Annotated in this window: 23 protein-coding genes; 9 read left to right on the top strand and 14 right to left on the bottom strand. The window is 62.0% G+C overall.

The genetic code is table 11. From position 1 onward, the window contains the following. Positions 1-124 precede the first annotated feature (124 nt). The 3 genes from BM062_RS01385 to BM062_RS01375 are packed head-to-tail and all read right to left on the bottom strand — an operon-like array spanning position 125 to position 1857. Positions 125-907 (bottom strand): anti-sigma factor, encoded by a 783-nt coding sequence (locus tag BM062_RS01385; RefSeq protein WP_092392297.1) that lies wholly within the window; start codon positions 905-907, stop codon positions 125-127. Between the two features lie 13 nt (positions 908-920). After that, positions 921-1439, bottom strand: coding sequence for a sigma-70 family RNA polymerase sigma factor (locus BM062_RS01380; protein ID WP_092392295.1), 519 nt, complete (start codon positions 1437-1439; stop codon positions 921-923). A gap of 55 nt (positions 1440-1494) precedes the next feature. After that, complete coding sequence (locus tag BM062_RS01375; RefSeq protein ID WP_092392293.1) at positions 1495-1857, bottom strand: COG4315 family predicted lipoprotein; 363 nt, start codon at positions 1855-1857, stop codon at positions 1495-1497. A gap of 288 nt (positions 1858-2145) precedes the next feature. On the opposite strand from BM062_RS01375, the gene BM062_RS01370 reads away from it, so the two are divergent. The 3 genes from BM062_RS01370 to BM062_RS01360 are packed head-to-tail and all read left to right on the top strand — an operon-like array spanning position 2146 to position 6499. Continuing rightward, a complete protein-coding gene (locus BM062_RS01370) occupies positions 2146-2847 on the top strand; it encodes an ABC transporter ATP-binding protein (RefSeq protein WP_254784852.1) in 702 nt (233 codons plus the stop codon). After that, on the top strand, positions 2844-5417 hold the full coding sequence (locus tag BM062_RS01365) for an FtsX-like permease family protein (RefSeq protein WP_092392289.1): 2574 nt from the start codon (positions 2844-2846) through the stop codon (positions 5415-5417). The genes BM062_RS01370 and BM062_RS01365 overlap by 4 nt, the downstream gene beginning before the upstream one ends. Positions 5418-5446: 29 nt before the next feature. Beyond that, positions 5447-6499 carry a lipocalin-like domain-containing protein gene (locus BM062_RS01360; protein WP_371326533.1) on the top strand — a complete coding sequence of 351 codons (1053 nt, stop codon included), beginning with the start codon at positions 5447-5449 and terminating at the stop codon, positions 6497-6499. A 22-nt stretch (positions 6500-6521) separates the two neighbouring features. On the opposite strand, the gene BM062_RS01355 is transcribed toward BM062_RS01360, so the two are convergent. Further along, on the bottom strand, positions 6522-7388 hold the full coding sequence (locus BM062_RS01355) for a LysR family transcriptional regulator (RefSeq protein ID WP_092392285.1): 867 nt from the start codon (positions 7386-7388) through the stop codon (positions 6522-6524). Positions 7389-7514: 126 nt separating this feature from the next. Here BM062_RS01355 and BM062_RS01350 point away from each other — a divergent pair, with 126 nt between their 5' ends. The 3 genes from BM062_RS01350 (at position 7515) to BM062_RS25490 (ending at position 9594) form a co-directional block, all read left to right on the top strand. After that, on the top strand, positions 7515-8906 hold the full coding sequence (locus tag BM062_RS01350) for an MFS transporter (RefSeq protein ID WP_175500842.1): 1392 nt from the start codon (positions 7515-7517) through the stop codon (positions 8904-8906). 165 nt (positions 8907-9071) lie between these two features. After that, a complete protein-coding gene (locus BM062_RS01345) occupies positions 9072-9428 on the top strand; it encodes a hypothetical protein (protein WP_139219965.1) in 357 nt (118 codons plus the stop codon). A gap of 22 nt (positions 9429-9450) precedes the next feature. Continuing rightward, the gene (locus BM062_RS25490; RefSeq protein WP_175500841.1) at positions 9451-9594 is read left to right on the top strand and encodes a hypothetical protein; all 144 of its coding nucleotides are present in this window, start codon (positions 9451-9453) and stop codon (positions 9592-9594) included. Between the two features lie 38 nt (positions 9595-9632). Here the strand turns inward: BM062_RS25490 and BM062_RS01340 are convergent, their stop codons facing one another. From BM062_RS01340 to BM062_RS01315, 5 genes are all read right to left on the bottom strand, one after another. Next, on the bottom strand, positions 9633-10247 hold the full coding sequence (locus tag BM062_RS01340; RefSeq protein WP_092392279.1) for a glutathione S-transferase: 615 nt from the start codon (positions 10245-10247) through the stop codon (positions 9633-9635). Between the two features lie 121 nt (positions 10248-10368). Next, positions 10369-10554, bottom strand: coding sequence for a hypothetical protein (locus BM062_RS01335; protein ID WP_092392277.1), 186 nt, complete (start codon positions 10552-10554; stop codon positions 10369-10371). Between the two features lie 415 nt (positions 10555-10969). Next, the gene (locus BM062_RS01325) at positions 10970-11725 is read right to left on the bottom strand and encodes an anti-sigma factor family protein (RefSeq protein WP_092392274.1); all 756 of its coding nucleotides are present in this window, start codon (positions 11723-11725) and stop codon (positions 10970-10972) included. Further along, positions 11722-12255 carry a sigma-70 family RNA polymerase sigma factor gene (locus BM062_RS01320; RefSeq protein ID WP_092392272.1) on the bottom strand — a complete coding sequence of 178 codons (534 nt, stop codon included), beginning with the start codon at positions 12253-12255 and terminating at the stop codon, positions 11722-11724. The genes BM062_RS01325 and BM062_RS01320 overlap by 4 nt, the downstream gene beginning before the upstream one ends. Positions 12256-12419: 164 nt before the next feature. Beyond that, positions 12420-13013 carry a YdeI/OmpD-associated family protein gene (locus BM062_RS01315; protein WP_092392270.1) on the bottom strand — a complete coding sequence of 198 codons (594 nt, stop codon included), beginning with the start codon at positions 13011-13013 and terminating at the stop codon, positions 12420-12422. Positions 13014-13158: 145 nt separating this feature from the next. Here BM062_RS01315 and BM062_RS01310 point away from each other — a divergent pair, with 145 nt between their 5' ends. Then, positions 13159-13566 (top strand): MarR family winged helix-turn-helix transcriptional regulator, encoded by a 408-nt coding sequence (locus tag BM062_RS01310; RefSeq protein WP_092392268.1) that lies wholly within the window; start codon positions 13159-13161, stop codon positions 13564-13566. A gap of 10 nt (positions 13567-13576) precedes the next feature. Further along, a complete protein-coding gene (locus BM062_RS01305; protein WP_092392266.1) occupies positions 13577-15331 on the top strand; it encodes a chloride channel protein in 1755 nt (584 codons plus the stop codon). A 6-nt stretch (positions 15332-15337) separates the two neighbouring features. On the opposite strand, the gene BM062_RS01300 is transcribed toward BM062_RS01305, so the two are convergent. After that, complete coding sequence (locus tag BM062_RS01300) at positions 15338-16027, bottom strand: haloacid dehalogenase type II (RefSeq protein WP_092392264.1); 690 nt, start codon at positions 16025-16027, stop codon at positions 15338-15340. A gap of 59 nt (positions 16028-16086) precedes the next feature. On the opposite strand from BM062_RS01300, the gene BM062_RS01295 reads away from it, so the two are divergent. Continuing rightward, a complete protein-coding gene (locus tag BM062_RS01295) occupies positions 16087-16605 on the top strand; it encodes a thermonuclease family protein (RefSeq protein WP_092392262.1) in 519 nt (172 codons plus the stop codon). Positions 16606-16650: 45 nt separating this feature from the next. On the opposite strand, the gene BM062_RS01290 is transcribed toward BM062_RS01295, so the two are convergent. The 4 genes from BM062_RS01290 to BM062_RS25485 form a co-directional block, all read right to left on the bottom strand. After that, on the bottom strand, positions 16651-17943 hold the full coding sequence (locus BM062_RS01290; RefSeq protein WP_092392718.1) for a cytochrome-c peroxidase: 1293 nt from the start codon (positions 17941-17943) through the stop codon (positions 16651-16653). Positions 17944-18115: 172 nt separating this feature from the next. Next, the gene (locus tag BM062_RS01285) at positions 18116-20533 is read right to left on the bottom strand and encodes an alkaline phosphatase family protein (RefSeq protein ID WP_092392260.1); all 2418 of its coding nucleotides are present in this window, start codon (positions 20531-20533) and stop codon (positions 18116-18118) included. Positions 20534-20777: 244 nt separating this feature from the next. After that, the gene (locus BM062_RS01280) at positions 20778-21305 is read right to left on the bottom strand and encodes a winged helix-turn-helix domain-containing protein (protein WP_139219964.1); all 528 of its coding nucleotides are present in this window, start codon (positions 21303-21305) and stop codon (positions 20778-20780) included. A 246-nt stretch (positions 21306-21551) separates the two neighbouring features. Continuing rightward, positions 21552-21692: a hypothetical protein gene (locus BM062_RS25485; RefSeq protein WP_175500840.1), complete on the bottom strand. Its 141-nt coding sequence runs from the start codon at positions 21690-21692 to the stop codon at positions 21552-21554. Between the last annotated feature and the right edge of the window lie 98 nt (positions 21693-21790).

Below are 21790 nucleotides of genomic sequence, written 5' to 3'. Positions count from 1 at the left end.
ACCGACACCGGAACGGTACGCAGTCCGGCGCCAAGCCAGCCTGTGATATGTAAACGAAGGAGACGGTGCGGCTATTCCATCGATATTTTTTGGAAAAAGCCGATCCCGGCCAGCGCCGGGGTGGTCAGCGCCAAGCCTCGGGATGGCCGCCCAAGGCGCTGCACACGTCAATCGCCATGGAACGCAGGCGGGCCACCGAGGTTTGTCCGGACAGCGCATATCCCATGCCCTCGCTTATCCAGTAAAAGGTGCTGCGCTTACCCTCATGCAGCAGCTGGAACGCCGTGGCGTCCTTGGCTACGGCGGTGACGTACAAGGTCAATCGCTCACCCTCGCCGTCCTGGTACATGAACTGCGCTGCCGGACCGGCTTCGCCAGGCAGCAAGCGCCCTCCGACCAGCGTGTAGCCGTATTCCTGCAACGATGGCGCCGCCAGCGGATGATTGAGGCGCTTCGACAGCCAACTGATCAAATGCGCTTCTTCGGCAGCGGCAACTTCAACCGGATGCCGCTGCTCCGGCGCATAGACCGCGTAGGCAATGTCGGCACGCTTGGCGAACGCCGGCTGCTCGTTGAAAAGATACGGCTTCAGCCAGCCGGACGCCAAGCCGCACAGCAAGCCCGCCGCCAGCCAGCCTCCAGCCATCCCGGCACTGCGCCACCAAGGCGTCCGGCGCGGCAGGAAAATACATTGGACGTTATCTTGCGGCGTCGCAAACAAGGCTTTTAAACCGGCATTCTGCGCCCGATAGTCGGCGACGCGAGTGCTGTCCTGCGGATCGTTCGCCAGCCGCTCAGCGACGGCAGCCTGCTCGGGGCCGGAAAGTTCATTGTCGACCCATGCCGACAGCATCTGCAAATGTGCTTCGTCCGGGTCCGGCAGCTTGGAGGTGGTTTCTTCGTTCATGGCGTGTCTCTCGCTATTTGTTGCTGACTACTTTAAGAGGCGGCCGTTTGCTGCCCGGGTCCTCTTTCAACAAAGAGCGCATACGCTCCCGGGCACGCGACAGGCGCGACATCACCGTGCCGACCGGAATGTCCAGGATGGCCGCAACCTGCTGATAGCTGAGCTCTTCCAGGCCGACCAGCAACAGTACTTCGCGCTGATCGAGCGGCAGGCGATACAGCGCACGCTGCACGTCGAGCAGGAACAGGCCGTCGACTTCATCGGCCGGCGCCGCCATCGTGCGCCAGGGCGCGCTATCTTCATCGACGGCGATTTCGCGGCGCTTGCGCAGCTGGTCGATATACAAATGCCTGAGGATGGTCAACAGCCACGCCCGCACATTGCTTTGCGGCTGCAAGGTATGCCATCGGTTCAGGGCGCGCTCCGCCGTGTCCTGCACCAGATCGTCAGCCCATGCGGCATCGCCTGTCAGCGCGCGGGCGTAACGCCGCAGCGCCGGCAGCCAGACCACCATGTCGGCCTCAAAACTCATAAAGGCATTGCATTCTCTAGCACCCAGGCCAGTCGCCGATACGCGCCGCGTTTGCTCAGGGTTTCGCCGCGTGCCACACGCCGCCCTTGCCGTCGCCGTTGGCATCGCCGGCTTTCTTGTCCATGGCAAAGCGGTACAGCGGATGTCCCTTGTAGGCCCATTGCCGCTTGCCGTCGGCGGCTGTCACAAAACTCCAGTCGGCAGCGGCCTTGTCATAGGAATCCGCCAGCGCCGCCGGCCAATTTGCGGCGCAGCCGCCCTCGCAAGCACTCTTGCCTGCTACCGTATCTTTGTCGAAGGTATACAGCGTGCGGCCTTCGTCATCCACCAGCTTGCCATTGACAGCCTTGGGTGCTTCGGCCAGGGCGGGTATCGCAAGAGCGGCGCAGCTCAGCAGCAGAAATAGGGGTTTTCGCATGATTCCTCCTCAGGATGATCGTCGGGAAAAAATACAGCTCAGAACCAGCCGGGCGAATGATTGCTGGGATAGCAGTTAAACGTCCGGCATGACGAGTTTATTCCAACTTTCTGCAACCATTTGATACATTATTTTCATTTTGCTGACCATTTACCTTCAGCAACGGGCTGCGTCGTCGCGGGATCAGGTCCTTATCGGATTTGCGCACGGTTTGCCCGGGGAATCCGAGTCATTGCGCAAAATCCTCTACACTGCCGACATCTAAGCTAATCGATAAAACAATCTTGCATGCACACAGACACTGAAACCATGCCCCCTGCCGTCGATGCTCCCCCGGCGCTGGAATGCCGCGGACTGCGCAAGTCTTATGGCCATGGCCGGGTGGTGCTGGCGCATCTCGACTTTGCGCTGGCGGCCGGCGAATACGTCGCCATCATGGGCGACTCCGGCGTCGGCAAATCGACCTTGCTCAACCTGATTGCCGGCCTCGACAGCGCCAACAGCGGCATGATACTGATCGACGGTGTCAGCATGTCGAGCCTGGACGACGACGCCGCCACCTTGCTGCGCCGGCAGAAACTCGGTTTCATTTTCCAGGCCTTCCATGTATTGCCGCACCTGACCTTGCAGCAGAACGTCGCCCTGCCCTTGCTGCTCAACGGCGCGCCGCAGGAACGCGCGCTGGAACTGCTGGCGGCGGTCGGCCTGGCGGGCCGCGGCAATGACTTCCCGCGCCAGCTGTCGGGCGGCGAAATGCAAAGGGTGGCGATTGCGCGCGCCTTGGTGCATCGCCCCAAGCTGATCCTGGCCGACGAACCGACCGGCAACCTCGACCCGGATACCGCGCATGAAGTGCTGGCCCTGCTGCGCCAGGAAATCAAGGCCAACGGCGCCTCCGCCATCATGGTGACCCATTCCGCCGCCGCAGCCGCCAGCGCCGACCGGATCCTGGTCATGAGCGCAGACGGTTTGCAGCCGCTGAAGCAATGACGCCTGCCGCCGCTACAGCTGCCGCCGGCGCCGGCAATCCGCTGCGCACCTTGGCGCGCTGGCTGCTGCTGGGCGAATTGCGCGCCCACCCGGTGCGCGCGCTGGTGGCGATTGCCGCCATCGCGCTCGGCGTCGCGCTCGGCTATGCGGTAGACCTGATCAACGGCGCCGCCTTCAACGAATTCTCGGCCGCCGCCAGGAGCTTGTCCGGCCAGTCCGACCTGCAGCTGCGCGGTGTGCAGGGGACCTTCGACGAAGCCGTCTATCCCCAACTGGCAAAACGGCAAGGCGTGGCGATAGCCAGCCCGGTGCTGGAGCTCAACGTCACGCTGCCGGGCAAGACCGGCGCACTGAAAGTGCTTGGCATCGACACCTTCCGCGCCGCCCGCATCACGCCCGACCTGATCGGCATGGCCGACTCCGGCAGTCCGTTCGACACCCTGGCCGACGACGCCATCTTCCTGTCGCCGGCAGCCCAGCAATGGCTGCAGGTGCGGCCGGGCCAGATGCTGGCGCTGCGCAACGGCACCGCCAGCGTCAGCCTGCGGGTGGCCGGCGGCCTGGCGGGCGCCCGCGCCGGGCAGCGGATCGCGGTGATGGATATCGGCGCCGCCCAATGGCGCTTCGGACGCATCGGCCAGCTCTCGCGCATAGACCTCAAGCTGCAGCCGGACGTCAACCGCGAAGCGTTCAGGCGCGCGCTGCAGGCCGAATTGCCGTTGCATCTGCAGGTATCGGCAGGCCAGGACCAAGAGAGCAGCAACAACAACATGTCGCGCGCCTACCGTATCAACCTGAATGTACTGGCCCTGGTGGCGTTGTTCACCGGCGCGTTCCTGGTGTTCTCGACCCAGGCGCTGTCGGTGATCCGGCGCCGTTCGCAGTTTGCCTTGCTGCGTGTGCTCGGATGGCGGCGCGCCCAGTTGCTGCGCCAGGTATTGCTGGAAGGCGCTTTGCTGGGCTGTCTCGGGGCGCTGCTTGGATTGGCGCTGGGATACGCGCTGGCGGCCGCCGCCTTGCATTTTTTTGGCGGCGACCTCGGCGGCGGCTATTTCCGCGGCGTGCAGGCTAGCGTGCAGTTCGACCTGCCGGCGGCGTTGGTTTTTTTTGCGCTCGGCAGCGGCATCGCTTTGCTCGGCAGCCTGGCGCCGGCGCTGGAGGCGTCGCGGGCGCATCCGGCGGCGGCGCTCAAGTCCGGCAGCGAAGAAACCGCGCTGGCGCCGCTGGCGACACCCTGGCCGGCGCTGGCCTGCCTGCTGCTGGGAGCGCTGCTGACGCAGCTGCCGCCGCTGTTCGGCTTGCCTGTGTTTGGTTACATCGCGGTGGCGCTGCTGCTGGTCGGCGGCATCACGCTGATGCCGCGGGTGGCGGCGCTGGCATTCTCTGCGTTGCAAAGATTCAGCCTGGGGCGCCGCCATGGCGTGCTCACGACCCTGGTGCTGGCGCGCCTGGCCAACGTGCCGGGGCAAGCCTCGATTGCGCTCGGCGGCGTGCTGTCCAGCTTCAGCCTGATCGTGGCGATGGCGATCATGGTCGCCAGTTTCCGCATATCGGTTGACGACTGGATGCAGCAATTACTGTCGGCGGACCTGTATGCGCGTTCCGCCGTCAGCGGCGAAACCGGCGCCATGCAGCCTGCCGAACAGCGCTTGCTGGCGGCCGTTCCAGGCGTGGCGCGCGCCGATTTCCTGCGCACCTCGACGCTCACGCTGGATCCGGCGCGGCCGCCGGTGATACTGATCGCACGCCGCATCGACGCCGCCGATCCGGCCCGCGCGCTGCCCATCGTCGGCCCGCTGCTGCCGGCCGGCGCGATTGCCGCCGGCAGCTTGCCGATCTGGGTCTCGGAAGCCATGGTCGACCTGTATGGCTATCGCTTGGGACAGCAGGTCACGCTGCCGCTGGCGAACCATCCTTACCGCTTTACGGTGGCCGGCGTCTGGCGCGACTATGCGCGGCAATCGGGAGCAATCCAGCTGCGCCTGGCGGATTACCAGCGATTGAGCGGCGACACCGAAGTCACCGACGCCGCGCTCAGGCTGCAGCGCGATGCCGATCCCGGTACGGTGATCAGCGCGCTGCGCAAATTGCCGTTCGGCGCCGCGCTGGAGATTTCCCAGCCGGGCGAAATCCGCGCGCAGACGCTGAAGATTTTCGACCGCAGCTTTGCCGTCACTTATCTGCTGGAAATCGTCGCCATCGTGATCGGCCTGTTTGGCGTGGCGGCCACCTTTTCCGCCCAGACCCTGGCGCGGGCGCGCGAGTTCGGCATGCTGCGCCATGTCGGCGTCACGCGGCGCCAGGTCCTGTCCATGCTGGCGCTGGAAGGCGGTTTGCTGACCGCGCTGGGGATGCTGGTCGGTTTCCTGCTGGGCTGGGCCATCAGCCTGATCCTGGTATTCATCGTCAATCCGCAATCGTTTCACTGGACCATGGAGCTGCACATGCCATGGCAAGAACTGGCGGCGGTGGCGCTGTTGCTGCTGCTGTCGGCCGGCGCCACGGCGTTGCTGGCGGGCTTGCGCGCCGTGTCTGCCGATGTGCTGCATTCGGTACGGGAGGATTGGTGATGTTTTTTCGCTGTTGCCGGTTTTGGATATTGAGCGTCCTGTTGCTGGCGGCGCCGCCGCAATTCGCTGCGCCGCCGCGCTTCGCGCAAGTGACGCCGGAACGGCAGCTGGCGCTGCCGCAGGACAGCGGCGCCCACCCCGATTTCCGCACCGAATGGTGGTACGCCACCGGCTGGCTGGCCACGCCGGACGGCAAGCCGATCGGCTTCCAGGTGACCTTCTTCCGTTCCGCCACCGAGCACGACCGCGCCAATCCGAGCGCCTTTGCGCCTAGCCAGCTGATCATCGCTCATGCGGCGCTGTCGGATCCCAACCTGGGCAAGCTCCTGCATGCGCAAAAAAGCGCGCGCGCCGGTTTCGGCCTGGCCTACGCCAAGGAAGGCAACACCGATGTCGCCGTGGATGACTGGCGCTTGCTGCGCAACGCCGACGGCAGCTACCAGGCCAGCATCGCCGCCGATGAATTCACCCTGCAGCTCAGCCTCAAGCCAAGCCAGCCGCCCATGCTGCAAGGCGACCACGGCTATTCACGCAAGGGACCGCAAGCCGCGCAAGCCAGCTATTACTATAGCGAGCCGCAGCTGCAGGTCAGCGGCAAACTGGTGCGCGCCGGCCGTGCGCAAGAGGTCAGCGGCAGCGCCTGGCTCGATCACGAATGGTCGACCAGCGTGCTGGACGCCGACGCTGTCGGCTGGGACTGGCTGGGCGCCAACCTGGATGACGGTTCAGCCTTGATGGCGTTCCAGATCCGCAGCCGCGACGGCAGCAAGCTGTGGGCGCACGCCGCACTGCGCGACGCCGATGGCAAGGTTACCCAGTTCGCGCCCGGGCAGGTCAGCTTCCAGCCGCAGCGCAGCTGGCGTTCGCCGCGCACCGACGCCAGTTATCCGGTGCAGCAGGTGCTGCATGCCGGCACCGCGGAATGGTCGCTGGCGCCTTTGCAGGATGACCAGGAACTCGATTCGCGGCTGTCGACCGGATCGGTGTATTGGGAAGGCGCGGTGACCGTCAACCGCAACGGCCGGCGCGTCGGACGCGGCTACCTGGAATTGACCGGTTATCTCAAGGCATTGAAATTCTAGTCATTCGATTTTTGCGGCGGCGTCACATTTCGCCGCAGACTTCGACAATCGCATCCGCCACCGCCCGCACCCGCGCCGTACGGTTCAGGTCGCCGTGCAGCACCAGCCAGATGTCGTAGGCTTCGGCGCGCTGCGGCCAGATCCGCGCCAGCAGCGGATCGCCGTCGGCCATGTGGGTCGGCAGTTCGCCGATGCCGAGTCCGGCGCGCACCGCTTCGATCATCATCAGGCCGGAATTGACTTCCATCGCCACCTTGGCGTTGCCGATAGCTTCGCCGCACAAGGCCACCCCCTGGGAGGGTGAAATGCTGCGCTGGTAGATCACCAGGTCATGGCCGGCCAGCGCCGTATCGGGTTGCGGCTCGCCACGCAGTTTCAGGTAGCTTTTTGCTGCATACAGGCCGACCTCGCGGCGCGTCAGGTGGCGCGAGATCAGGTCCGGGCTGCTGGGACGTATGGTGCGCACCGCCAGGTCCGCTTCGCGCCGGGTCAGGTTCGACACCTGGGTGGAGGTGCTCAGCACCACCCGGATATCCGGATGCACCGCATGCAGCCGCTGCATGGCGACCATCAGGAAATGCTTGCCCATGGTATCGGTCGCTGCCAGCCGCACCACGCCGGATAGACGATCGTCAATGCCCTGCATCTGCCGCTGCAACTGGTCGGCGGCATGCTCCATCCGCTCCGCCGCGGCAAACGCCAGCTCGCCGGCCGGGGTCGGCACGTAGCCGGTCGGGGTGCGCAAGAACAGGCGCGCGCCCAAGACCTGCTCCATGGTGTTCAGGCGGCGGCCGGCGGTGGCCTGGTCCACCTGCAGCAGCGCCGCGGCGCCGCGCAGCGTGCCGGCGCGGTATATGCCGAGGAAAATCCGGGCGTTGTCCCAATCCATAAAGCTCTCCCTGATGATGCATTTTTGCATCAGACCAATGAAATTATACGGATTTATTACATCAACTGGGCGGACTACCATAGAGCCTTGCCGACCAATGCCGCCACATCACAGGAGAAACAGACCATGTCAGCTCAATGTCCCATCCCCGCCGCCGGCGCTGCCCACACGGCACCCAGCGGTTTGCTGCCGCTGCTGACGCTGGCGATCGGTTTCGTGATGGCGATGCTGGACGTTACCGCCGTCAATGTCGCCTTGTCCGATATCGCGCACAACCTTTCGGTGCCGCTGAGCGGCCTGGTGTGGGTGGTGGACGGCTATACGCTGACCTTTGCCGCCCTGCTGCTGGTCGGCGGCGCGCTGGCGGACCGCTACGGCGCCAAGACTATCTACCTGAGCGGGCTGGTGGTGTTCATGCTCGGTTCGCTGCTGTGCGGCGCGGCGCCCGACGGCAATACCCTGATCGCCGCCCGCATGCTGCAGGGCGTCGGCTCGGCCTTGTTCATGCCCAGCTCCCTGAGCCTGCTGACCCACACTTACGAAGACGACCGCGTCCGCGCACACATGCTGGGCACCTGGTCGGCGATTGTCGCGGTGGCGGCGGCCATGGGTCCGCTGGTGGGCGGCGTGCTGGTCGACAGTTTCGGCTGGCGCAGCGTGTTCCTGATCAATGTCCCGGTCGGCTTGCTGGGCCTGGTGCTGGCGCAGAAGGTGATTCCTGCCGCTCCCAGGCACTGGCGGCCGCTGCCTGCCGCCAGCCACGCGCTTGGCATCGCGGGACTGGCCAGCCTGTGTTTTACCTTGATCGAAGGGCCGGTGTTCGGCTGGACCTCGGCGCCTATCCTGGCCACCGCGGCGCTCGTGGTGATCGCCCTTGCCTTGCTGGTGCGGCGTGAACGGCGTGGTGCAGAGCCGCTGCTGCCGCGCGCATTATTCGCCACGCCGCGCTTTGCCGCCGCCAATGCAATCGGCTTCCTGGTCAACTTCGGCGCATTCGGCCAGTTGTTCCTGCTGAGCCTGTTCTTGCAGCAGGCGCGTGGCGCCGACGCCTTGCACACCGGTTTGCAGCTGTTGCCGGTGATGGCCGTATTTTCTATCGGGAACCTGCTGTCGGGACGCATTACCGTGCGTTGGGGCGCACGCCTGCCCATGCTGGGCGGCTTGCTGCTGGCGGCTTTGCTGGCCGCGCTGCTGACCGGCATGCGGCCGCACACCTCTTACCTGCTGTTCGCGCCGGCGGTCGCCATCGCCAACTGGGGCGTCGGCATTGCCGTACCCGCCATGACCACCACCGTCATGCAGATTGCCGGACGCAGCCACGCCAACAGCGCCGCCGCGGCCTTGAACGCCAACCGCCAGATCGGCGCGCTGGTCGGGGTCGCCATCATCGGCAGCATCCTGCACGCAGCGCCGAGCTGGGAAATACGGATTCCGCTGGCCTTCGGCGCGATCGGCCTGGCTTACGGCGTCGCCGCCTTGCTGGTCGGGCGCTATATCACGAGTCCAGGCAAAGCCTGACTACCGGCTGGCAGGCCTGGCCGAAACCACAAGCGCTTTCGTGGCTTGCGGTTTCTTTTTTGCTATCCCGGGCAACACTTAAGCAAGCTATGCACAACCGAAAGATGATACATTTGACACACTTGATTCCAGCAGCACCCTGCTGCATTCCTAAATGGGAGACGCATGAAAAATTCATTTCTATTTCTCGCCGCTATCCTTCTTGCCGGCTGCAGCGCATTGCAGCCCAACGTGCGCAGCTACACGCCGCCGCAACGCAGTCCGGCGCCGGTATCGCTGTCGGAATCGCTGAGCCCGTCGGAGCAAGTGATCGATGTGCCGCAGCAGCCATCGGCCCGCAAAGGCGGCGAACTGTCTGACACCGTGGAGCGCATGGCGCGCAAGACGGCTTGCCTGCCGGCTCAGCCCGGTGCAACGCTGATCGCAAAGACCGGCGCCGTCGAGACCTACCAGGTCAGCTGCCAGGATGGACAGCAGCAGCTTTACAAATGTGAACAGCGGCAGTGCCGCATGATGAATTAAATCCAGGCCACAGGCGGGTCCCATGAAAACAGCACTAGGAATACTGGTCTTGATTTCGCTGCTGTCCGGCTGCGCCTATCCAAACCTGAAATGCGACGATCCCGATGTCCGCCCGTCCTGGTGCGACGATACGGGCGCCAGCCATGGCGCCAAACGCGCGCAATAAGAACCGCCCGGCTCGGGCGGGTAGCAGCTTCCTGGATTTTATAACGGTGGCGCGGCGATGAACTCGGCCAGGTGTTCGGCCTGTTCAGAGTATGCCTGCAGCGTCGGATAATCGGCCGCGATGACGATTTCTGGCAGCATCATTTGCGTAAACTGCCAAGCCACCGCAGTGCTCACCCCGGCCTGGTTGATCGTCTTGCTGCCGGCTTCCAGCGGCTTGTTGCGCAGTTCCTGCTCCAGTGCCTGGTAAGCCGCGAACAACTGGCCCTGGACGCGGACGACCCATGGCTCGTGCTGCTTTTCCACCGGCCGCAAATTGCGCTCGTACACAATCTGCACGGTTTTTTCGCATGCCGCCAACGCCAGCCCGATCACCCGCAGCGCATGCTGGCGCTCGCCGATGGCGGCCGGCATCAGGCTCTTGCGCGGCGCCGCCAATGCTTCCGCGTAATCCAGGATAAGGCTGGAATCCATCAACACCTCGCCGTCGTCGCATACCAGCGACGGCGCTTTGACGACCGGATTGATCTGGCGGAATTGTTCGAAGGTGCTGAACACCGAGACGGAATGGTGTTCGAATGGGATGCCAAGCAGTTGCAAGGAAATCGAGACGCGGCGGACGAAGGGTGAGTCAAGCATGCCGATGAGCTGCATAGGTTCTCCTGTTGATGGTTCAGCGACGCGGCACGCAGCCGGCGCGTTGAATTTATCGGAGGGAAATCCTAGCACAGATTGCTGCGGTCACCGGTTGCCGGCAGCAGCAAAGGCGGTTACATCAGGCCTCTTCCACCTCGCGCTTGGCCGGGCTTGCGTAGATATCAATACATTTGAATGCGTCCGCATAGCGTTTCGGATCGCCGCCGGCTTCCAGGCGCTTCTTGAATTCCTCAGCCTCGCCGGTGCTGTCGAATTCGTAGGCAAGTCCTTTAAAAATGACGGTAGCTTCAGTCAGCCTGACCATTGCAATCTCCTTAGCCCAATGTCGAAAGATAAAGATTCCCCTGCCTGGCAAAAACATCGACTTCCCGCCGCGCGGGAAAAGCAGTGCCGATCGTGCAGGAAAAATAGCGGATGCCCGGTTCCGCCGCGACTGCGGCGCACCGGGCATGCGGCCCGTTTCATTCCTTTGATACTACGCTTTTGGTGATCCGTCTTGAACTGTCAATAGTGGCAGTTATTTGCATATTACTGCAAGTTCGCGGCGACGCCCTGATCAAGCAGGCGCGATTGCGATTCCGGACCTATTCACTGTTGTCCACGGACAGGCATCTGTCAAACAAGAAAATGTTATGACTTTGTCGACCAACGTAAAAGAAAAGCCCTGACAGGAAAACATGTTGCGAAATCGATATTTTTTTCCTGGCCTGAATGGCAGCTTATTGCCGTACCGTGGAACGCACCAGCCCTACGAAGTTTTGCAGGTCATTGGCGGCCAGGTCGGATACCGTCCAGTAATTCATGCCGTCCCAGGTCCAGCGCACCAGGTGGTAGCCTTGATGATTTTGCAACTGCGGCGGCTGGTCGCGGTCGTTGCTCGGCCAGATATACAAATTGATCGGATGCCGCGCGCGGCGATAGACCAGCGCTGCCACCGGCCGGCCGTCGAGATAATCGAGGCGGCCGCCGACCAGCGGAAAACCCTGCTGCGCCAGGTCCACCACCGGCGGGGAGAAATCGAGCTTGCCGTTGAACCAGGGTTTTACCGTGTGCTGGTCGCTTGAAACCACGTCCGACAGGTGGTCGACCTGCAGCGAACGCACATGGCTGGCCACCACTTCGCCAGTCAGCCGGTCCTGGTCTGACGGCAGGTTGAGATACAAACCGGCGCTCCAGGCCAACGCCAGCCCGGCTGCCATGGCCGCGCCCAGGTTCATCCAGTTGAAACCCCAGGATCTTGCGCGCACGGCTTCTGCCGGCAAAGCGCTGTTGATGCGGTGCGCCAGATGCAGCGGCGCCTCGAAATAAACCGCGTCCTTCTTGAAGCGTGCACTGACGATGCGCTGCGCCGCATATTCGCGCTGGCAATCGGGGCAGTTTTCAAGATGGCGCTGTACTTCCTGCATCTCCACTATGCCGAGCTCCTGGTCTGCAAAAGCCGGCAACAGCTCCAGTGTTTCCTGATGATCCATCATGCCTCCTGCCTGGCTGGCGCAAGGATTGCCGCCAGCAATTTACGGCCGCGCCCAAGGCGCGACATTACGGTACCGATGGGGATGCCGACAATCGCGGCGATCTGCTTATAGGACAGTTCCTCCAGCTCGCGCATCACCATCACCTCGCGAAACTCCACGGGCAAGGCGTGCAGCGCCTGCTGCAGCTGCCGCTCGCTGTCTTTCTGCATCAGCAGCAGCTCCGGGTTGCCGTCGGCCATGCCGGCCGCGCTGAAATCATGCACATCCTCGTCAAATACCGTCTCCTGCCGCTGCTTCTGCTGATCCTGGTACCAGGTGTAGAAAGTATTGCGCACGATCGTCAGCAGCCAGGCGCGGCTGTCGTCGCCATGGAAACCGTCGTAGAACTTGAAGGCGCGCAGATAGGCTTCCTGCACCACATCCTCCGCATCCTGGCGGCTGCGCGTGAGCCAGCATGCCAGGTTGAATGCGGAATTCAAGTGCGGCAGCACGTTCGCTTGGAATCGCTGTTTTTTTGTCGGGACTGTCATTCACGCGTTTCCAGGGTTCATGAAACACAAGACTGCAGATGCGAAAAATTTATTCCCGAAAAAGGCATTTATCCGGAAACAAACCACAGGGTACACCGGTATAGGATTTTGTCGATCAAGTGATCGCGACCTGAAGGTCAAGGATGTCCATTTCATGCCCGGCGTCAAGGATGGAATTTCTCGTGCCTTTCGAGCATCAGGGTGAAATCCTGGATCCGCTTGGTACGCGTCTCTGGTTTCTTTGCCGTCTGTATCCGGAACAGCAGCGCATAGCGATTGCCGCTGTCGAGCGTGGAAAAAAACGCCAGCGCGCGCGGACTGGCATCCAGCGCTGCCTGGAAATCGGCCGGCACGGTGGACTTGCTGGCCGAGTCATAAGCCGCTTCCCAGCGGCCGTCGGCTCGGGCGCGCTCGATTTCCTTCAGCCCGGCCGGCGCCATCCGGCCGCTCTCGACCAGCAGCAGAGCCTTGTCGCGGTTGATCTTGGACCAGATGCTCCTGGCTGAGCGCGGCGTGAATTTCTGCAGCCAATAGTGTTCATCGTCGGCCTTTTTCTGGCCATCTATCCAGCCGTAGCACAGCGCCGACTCCAGCGCCTCCTGGTAGGAAACCGAACTCTGCTCCGCACCTTTCTTCGCCAGCCGCAGCCAGACCCCGGCCGACTTGCCGTGGTTCTTTTTCAGCCATGCGGTCCAGTCCTTTTGCTGCTCGAAAAGCTCTACCGACAACTCCGCTGCCTTGCCGTGACCTGGATTCATCCGCTTTTTCCTGGGTTGATGGAAGTTGCATTCTATTACTATTTCCTTGTTCTCCGGACCGGGGCCGGCCTTGAGCAAATATATATCGTATTGTGATATATTAGCCGCTCTCAAGAAACCTGCCGTCCAAAGCGGCAATTGCCAGATGCCGCCATCCTCCCTCTCCAAGCAAGACTTTGAAGCGCTGTCGACATTCCGTTACCAGCTCCGTAAATTCCTGCGCTTCAGCGAAGAAGCGGCGCAGAGCGAAGGCGTCACTCCGCAGCAATACCTGCTGCTGTTGCACGTAAAAGGCACCCCCGGCCGCGACTGGGCCAGCGTCGGCGAGCTGGCCGAGCGCTTGCAGTCGCAGCACCACAGTGTGGTGGCGCTGATATCGCGCTGCGAAAAACTCAAGCTGGTGCAGCGCCGCAACAGCGAAGTCGACCGCCGCCAGGTGAACATCCACCTGCTGCCGGCCGGCGAACGCTGCCTCGCCAAGCTGGCCGAACTGCACCATGCCGAATTGAATACCCTGGCCGACATCTTCCGCATCCCGACCATCAATAGCTGAGAAACCCACCATGTCGTCGACACAGCACTCACACAAGCGCGATTTCGCAGCGGACACGCGGCTGCTCAGGATTTCCCTGATCGCGGTGGTCATCGGCGGCTTCGGCACGCTGGCGGCATACGCCTTGCTGAACCTGATCAGGCTGTTCACCAACCTGTTCTTCTATCAAACACTGTCTTTCGCTACCCGTTCACCCGCCGGCCACCATCTCGGAGCCTGGGTGATCGTGCTGCCTGTGCTGGGCGGCTTGATCGTCGGCCTGATCGCGCGCTTCGGTTCCGACAAGATCCGCGGCCACGGCATTCCGGAAGCGATTGAAGCGATCCTGTTCGGCAAAAGCAAGATGTCGGCCAAGGTCGCCGTCCTCAAGCCGCTGTCGTCCGGCATCGTGATCGGCAGCGGCGGCCCGTTTGGCGCCGAAGGTCCGATCATCATGACCGGCGGCGCCATCGGCTCGTTGATCGCACAGCATTTCCGCCTGACCGCAGCCGAACGCAAGACCCTGCTGGTGGCCGGCGCGACAGCCGGCATGACGGCGGTGTTCGGCACGCCGGTGGCCGCGGTGCTGCTGGCGGTGGAGCTGCTGCTGTTCGAACTGCGCCCGCGCAGCCTGCTGCCGGTCATCGTTGCCTGCGCCGTAGCCGGATTCACCCGGCCGCTGCTGCTGGACGCCGGTCCGCTGTTTCCCTTGCAGACACCGGAAATCGGCCTCAGCGCCCTGTTCTCCTGCGTCGTTGCCGGCATCCTGGGCGGCGCATTGTCGGCGCTGATGTCGACTGCCTTGTACCGGGTCGAGGACCTGTTCGGCAAATTGCCGATCCACTGGATGTGGTGGCCGGCGCTGGGCGGCGTCGCGGTCGGCATAGGGGGCTATTTCGAGCCGCGGGCGCTGGGCGTCGGCTACGACGTGATCGGCGATCTGCTCAACGGCAACCTGGCCTTGCAGCTGGCGCTGAGCCTGCTGCTGGTGAAAGCCGTGATCTGGGTGATTGCGCTCGGCTCCGGCACCTCCGGCGGCGTGCTGGCGCCGCTGCTGATCATCGGCGCCGGCCTGGGCACGGTGCTGGCGCCATGGCTGCCGGGCGGCGACGCCCATTTGTGGCCGCTGGTGTGCATGGCTGCGGTGCTGGCCGGAGTCCTGGGCGCACCGCTGACCGCTGCCGTGTTTGCCTTCGGCCTGACCCACGACACCAATGCCTTGCTGCCGCTGCTGCTCACCACCGGCGTCGCCTACGGCTTTACGGTGCTGACCATGCGGCGCTCGATCATGACGGAAAAGATTGCCCGGCGCGGTTATCACATCTATCGCGAATACGGCGTCGATCCGCTCGAGCGCCAGCATGTGGATGAAGTGATGACCCATGCAGTGGCGGCGATTCCCGCCAGCCTCACCATCGCGGAAACGCTGGAGCGCTATTTTGGTACGCAACAGGTGCACCGCTGCTATCCGGTGGTCGACATGAACCAAGGCTTGATGGGCATGGTCGAACGCAGCAGCTTCAGCCCGCAAGCCGACGGCAGCAATCCCCTGACGACCTTGTTCAATCCGGCCTGCCTGGAGCAATCTGCCGCCTTGGTCGCGCTGCCGTCCGAAACCTGCCGGGTCGTCGCCGCGCGCATGGCGACCCACCACCTGGAACGGCTGCCGGTGGTCAGCGACCTGCAAAGCCGGCGCCTGGTCGGCATCATCAGCCGCAGCGACCTGATCAAGCCGTCGCGGCTGTTTTTCGATGAAGAGCAAAAACGCGAAAGATTGTTGAGCTGAATCCAGTCAGGCCGCTGGCCGTCGTGTTTCAAACCGGTCCGCCAGCTGGTCCAACCCCTGCAGAATATGATCGGGTGACTGCCCCAACTCGTCAAACGCGTTGCCGGCCCGGTTGATCCAGCAGACCGGATAGCCGAAATGCCGCGCGCCCGACGCATCCCACGCATTTGATGACACGAACAGCAGTTCCGAACGATCGCAATGCATCTGCTGCTCCGCCAGCTGGTAGACCTTGTCGTGCGGCTTGAAGACACGCACGCTGTCGGCGCTGATCAGATGCGCGAAGCGCTGCTCCAGCCCGGACGCCTCTACCACGCTGCGTATTGAATTGGCAGAACCGTTGGACAGGATCGCCAGCGGCAATCCTATTGCCTGCAGCCTTGCCAGCGCTGCGGGCACTTCCGGGTACGGCGCGATACTGAGATATTCCGCGCAGAGCGCTGAGAGCGCGGCCTCGCCGAGCGGCAGCCGCAGCTGCCCGGATGTGAACTCCAGGGCGTCGCGAGTAACCTGCTCGAAATCGGCATAGTCGCCCATCAGGCTGCGCAGCCAGGTGTACTCAAGCTGCTTCTGCCGCCAGGCCGTGCTGATTTCGCGCCCCCGGCCCGGATGATAGGCATCGCAGGCCGCAGCGACCGAATGCACGTCGTATAGCGTGCCGTAGAGATCGAATACGATACCTCTTATATTCTTCATTGTTCTTCCTCTGTAAGCTGGCGGATCAGTCGTTTCCTCTTCCCCATGCCTCAGTGTAAATGAGAATACTGCTCGCCACTTTTCTGCTGCTCGCGCCGCTGGCCGCGTACGCGCACCAGGTTGTCAGCGTGGCCGACGGCGACAGCATGACGCTGCAGGTTGGCCGCAACCGGATCAAGCTGCGCCTGGCCGATATCGACGCGCCGGAAATCAGGCAGGCGTTCGGCCCGCAGGCCCGGCAATCGCTGCATCAGCTCTGCGCCGGCACGGATGTCCAGTACAACACGCGAGCCACCGATCGTTTCGGCCGCAGCGTTGCGGCCGTGCGCTGCAATGGTATTGATGCCGGCCGGGCCCAGGTGGAACGCGGCATGGCTTGGACCTCCGCACGAAGCAACCGCGAACTCAAGGCTCTTGAGGCAATCGCGCGCAATAAAAGGACCGGATTGTGGTCAGCCCCGAATCCGGTGCCGCCCTGGCGTTTCCGGCACGGCGCCTCCCGCGGCGCGGCTTGCCATGTCGGACCGCGCGGCGGCCGCTATCAATGGATTGGCGGACGCAAGGCGTACGGCTGCTGAAACATGGCGGGCTGGATGGCGCCGGCGGCACATCCCTGAATTGCTTCATTCGGTGCGGGCGGCGCCGGATTTGGCCGAGTAGCCGTCGTTGAGGGTTTTCAGGAAGGCGATCAGGTCGCCGATTTCTTCCTCGTCCAGGGCTGGTGCTTCGCCCATCTTGCGGTTCAGCGGAGCGTCCAGGTTATCGATGTTGGCGCGGTAACGCGGCGGCAGGTCGTCGAACTTGGCGAGTTTGCCTTTTATCTTCGGATACCACCTGGCGGGATCGGTGTCGCGCGTGACATAAAAATGCATCATGTCTTCCAGCGTATGAAAACGGCCGTTGTGGAAGAAGACTGCCCGCGTCGCCACGTTACGCAAGGTGGGCGATTTGAACATGCCGCAGAATTCCGCCTCCCGCGCCATATCCTTACGCTCGGGGCCGCAGATGCCAAGGTCGACATATTTCGGATTGCGGTTCGCCGCGATCTCAAGGTTACGCGGCACGCCCAGCGCCTGGAAACCAAAGTCGGTGAATTGCGCCGGCCGTCCTCCCGGCCCGGGCGTGTCGATGTGGCACTTGGCGCAATTGCCCTTGCTTGGATTGTTGAACAGACCGTAGCCGCGCAATTCGGCCGGCGCAAACTCGGCGTTGCCTGCCATCGCCGCATCGAATTTGCTGGTATAGGGATGGAAGCTCACGTCTTCAGTCTGGAATGCTTCCAGCGCCAGCGTCGCCTGTTCCAGTGCTGCCGCCGGCCGCTGGAAGATGTCGGCGCCATAGGCTTGCCGGAACTGTTCGGCATAAGCGGTCTTTTGCAGCTTGGCGACCACCGCCTGCGGATCCGGATTGGCCATCTCGTTTGGGTTAAGTAGCGGAATCAGCGCTTGCTCATGCAAGGAGTCGACCGCGCCATCATGGGTGAAGCCGCCGGTAGGACCTTCATCCTCGGTATCGTCCGGACCGGGGACGTAGTAGTGGCGTGTAAACTTGGGAGTGAAACCTAGGTAACGCAAGGACGGCACGGCGCGCGTCCCGTGCCGTTGCATGTCGGCGCCGCCCAGCTGTACGGCCAGTCCGTTGGGCGGCCCGTAAGCATGGTCCGGACTGTGGCAGGTGGCGCAAGACATGGCGCCGGAAGCCGACAGCGAGGAATCGAAGAATATCTGCTTCCCCAAACTCGCCGCAATACTCAGCGCAGCCGGCGGCTCAGGATAACGCACCCACATTTTCAGCGCCGGTTTAGGCGCAGCCGGCGCCGCACCAGCCGCATGCGCCGCCCGGGCCGGCGTTTCCGCATCGTGACAGCCAGCCAGCAACGCAGCCGCAAACAGCACAGCAGCGCCATGCCAACGCATGCAAACAAGCCAGCCGCGATTGTTGCCCAAGATTCTCAACCCATTTCCATAAAACCGCATTTAAATTAGGGTCAGAGTCGAATTTTTATTTGAGGAAATATTCAACTCTGACCCTAATTTTTCTTTAATTCAACTCTGACCCTAATTTTTTCCTGACCCTAATTTTTTCAGGTCAGAAGTTGAACATTGCCATCAGGTCACCGATGGCGGTGGTGTTGACCGGGCGGTACTGGTCGGCGGCGAGGCTGACCGGGTTGGGCAGGTTGTCGCGGCTGCGGGGCGACAGCGGCGCCAGGCGCCAGTTGCGCTCGATGAATTTCAGCACCGATGAGTGATCGTAGTAGGTGTGGTCGATGAAGCCGGTGCGGGCGTAAGGCGACACTACCAGGAACGGGATGCGCGGGCCGTCGCCGAAGAAGTCGACGTTCTGGATGTAGCCGGTGTCGAAGTGGCCGCCGCCTTCATCGGTAGTGACCAGGATCGCGGTATGCGCCCACAGCGTCGGGTTCGCCTTGACCTTGGCGATCAGGTCTTGCAGGAATGCCTCGTAGCGCGCCGGTGCTGAATAGCCGGGGTGGCCGCTGTCGAGGTTCTTTGGCACCACGAACGAAACCGCCGGCAAGCTGCCCTTGGCGATGTCGCTGTAGAAGGTGGTGAGGCCTGCCAGGTTCGATTTCAGGCTGCTGTTCATGATGTTGCTGGACGCGACCAGCGGATCGCCGATGGCGTTGTATTGGGCGCCTTGCGTCACCGACACCGGGAAACCAAGGGCCGCGGCGTCGGCGGTGACGTCGGCTGTTTCGCGAGCGCCCGTATACCACTTCCAGCCGACGTTTTTCTTGGACAGGCCTTCAGCGATGGTCGGCACGGTTTGCGGCGGGTAGTTGTAATTGTTGGGACCGATAGGCTGCACATTGCCGTTCATGTCGTAGCCCGGATTGTAATTATTGACCAGGTAATATTTGCCGGCCTCGCAATTGCTCTTGACCTTCTTGCCAACAAGGAAATTCAGGATGGCGCCGACGCCAGGCTGGCCCGCATCGGAACAGTTGACGTAGGAGCCGCCCTGGTAGCCGTCCTGTGAATAGAAATTGGGAGTTTGCGCCAGCGGATTCGGATTCTCGATCTGGTTCGCCGGCGGCACGCCAACCGCGCCGCCGCTGTTGAAATACGGCAGGTCGCCGGTAGCGATGCTGAAGAAGTTGGCGCCGGTGCCGCCCATGATGCTCTGGTGATAGTTGTCGCTCAACGCATATTGCTGCGCCAGCGATTTGAAGAAAGGCGCATCGCCGGTGTTCATGTTAAGGAAGCTCATCAGCTCGCCGCCCTGCCCCGGATTGCTCGGTGTGATGCCGGTGGTGTCGCCGCCCTGGCCGACGGTGGCGGCGACCCAGGTAAACATATCCAGCTTGGCATTGTCGCCGCCGGTTTGCTGCCACATCTGGAAGAAGCGATGCACCGGATCGCCGGTCAGCGCGCTGTTGGCGGTGCCGTAAGCCACATATTTGGTCAGCTGGAACGGGCCGTTCGGCAGGTTTGCCGGGAAACGGGTATCCGGCACGCCGCCCGGATTCTGGAAGGTCGGCGGGCTGAGTTCGCCGATTGCGGTCGGTTGCGGCAGGGTAGCGTAAGCGCCGACGCGGGCCGGGTTAAGCGTATAGGCAGTCTGGCTAGCCCCCTGGTTTTGCAGCGCCAGGCTGAAGTTCGGACCGGGAGTGCCGTCGGCGTTGATGATCCCTTGCGACAGCAAATTCTTTACGGTCTGCCCTTGCGGCGGCTGATAAGCGCCGAATACCGCATCGAAGGTCTGGTTTTCGCCGACGATCACGATGACGTTCTGGATCGGGGTGGTGGTCGGGCCGTTGTTCAGCGCCACCAGCGACTGGATCGCGCTCGCCGGCAATGCGCCGCTGACGCTGCCGCTGGCCGGGATCGTCAGGACTGCGCGATTGGCGTCGGCGCCGACCGCGACCTGGCCGGTATGTACGGTAAAGTGCGCCAGCTCGAACAGATTATCGAGCGGATCGCTTGCAATCGCCTGGTAGGCGGTGCTGCCTATCGGATCGCCGGTCTCGCTGGCAGGCACACCAAGCGCAGTAAACAAAGGCTGCAGCGGCAAGGAGACGTCACTGACTGCCTGCGCTACGCTGGCTGAGCTGATTTTAGCAGCGCTGATTTGCGCTGCGCTCGGGCTGCCGTTCGGGATCAGGCCGAGCACACGCTGGGTCACCAGCGAGGTCAGAGGATTCAGGTTGGCTTGCACGGTCCCCACCTGGGTCGAGCTCGGATTGATGACAGCAGACAATGTGGCGGCGCTGCCATCGGCGTCGTTAAACGGCGCGGTCAGGATAAAAGGCGCGCTGCCTTTCAGCGTCAGCGTGAACTTGCCGCTGGCGTCGGTTAGCGCCGTCTGTACGTTCTGGCCGCTGCTGTCGGTGATGGTTACATTGACGCCAGCCAGCGCTTTACCGCTCGCCGCAACGCCGTTTACCGTGGCGCCACCAGCGCCGAGCGCATTTCCGCCGCCACCGCTGCAGCCGCTCAGATAGGCTAGCGTTGCGCATGCCAGCGCCAAGGAACGAAGTTTCATGGTTATCCCGTGATTGGATGATTGTCAGATTCAGGCCAGAGTGCATGGGCGCCACAGGCGGCTGCATCTGGATAAACCCGCATTCTCACGAGGAAATGTGACTGCCTGATGTCAGGAATTTCCGAAGCTGAAAAAAGCAACAGACCGCTTGTTTAGAATGAGCGTTCCATTGCGCCGGATGATTTAGTGTGTTGTGTTCGGAAAATAAAAGGCAAGCTATGAAGATGTCACGGATTGCGGCATCTTAGTGATCGAGGATGAGTAGATCGTCAAAGCTGAATCCGCGCACCCTCACCGTATTTAAGGGCAGTGTCAGTCCCAGTCCATGTCTGATTTTCTTGCGTAAGCGCATGATCATGGTGTCTAGCCGGTTTTGATCGTAGCTCAAATAGTGCTCGCCAAATTCGTCAATAATCTTCTTCCTGGACGCCACCTCGCCTTTTTCCAGCAGGGCGAAGGTTTTGATCAATGTAAATTCAAGGCTGGTAAGTTTGATCTTGTTGTTGTTTGGCGCAGTCAAGGTCCGCTGATGCAAGGACAGGCGCCAAGGCACCATGAGGCCCTGGGTCAGGTTGGCTATGTCGGGGGGAAATGGATGCGTGTGATCTATTTGAAGGATGGTGATGGATTTATTTTGTTCCCTCAGGCTTTGTCCGGCCAGAAAGGTAGCCGATGTTTCGCTCCAATTGATCTGATAACCGGCGCTGCTGAAAAAATCGCAGATCTCATTTTTATCCCGAGTGTCATCGTTCAGGAGAAGCAACGTCATCATTTTTTGCCCCAACAAAGTAGATTCATAGCCATATGTTGGTTCATGGAAATACTGTTATCATGACAATTCATGACATTTTCCATATTTTTTTAGAAACATGATGATCCACGGATGGGAAACGCTGTTGCTAATGCATCCGTAACACAGGCAGGTCCGCCCTGAATGTAAATTCATCGCCATGATGGCCTGAAAATCCCGTATCTCGTTTGCCCGATCAACGGGCATATTTGCATCCAATTCTGTGAATCATTCGCCCTGCCAGCGAGCTGCCCCACTACTGTCACTCTCTCCTTTGCGCATTCCAGTCAGCGCTTTGCCCATGTCAGGAATCATCATTTTCCAGGCAAATGCCGAGATTACTCTTTTCATGATCTTTGAGGTTTTCATGCCGACACGCTGGGCACGAAAGCGAAAAAGATTCCGTGTGGCCGCCTTCTATTGATTAAGCGGTGGTCCGTTTAAGTATATGGCTCAACGCCATATAC

Origin of the sequence: Collimonas sp. OK412, assembly GCF_900112135.1 — a bacterium.
Classification (GTDB): domain Bacteria; phylum Pseudomonadota; class Gammaproteobacteria; order Burkholderiales; family Burkholderiaceae_D; genus Collimonas; species Collimonas rhizosphaerae.
This window is presented reverse-complemented; position numbering and strand designations above follow the sequence as displayed.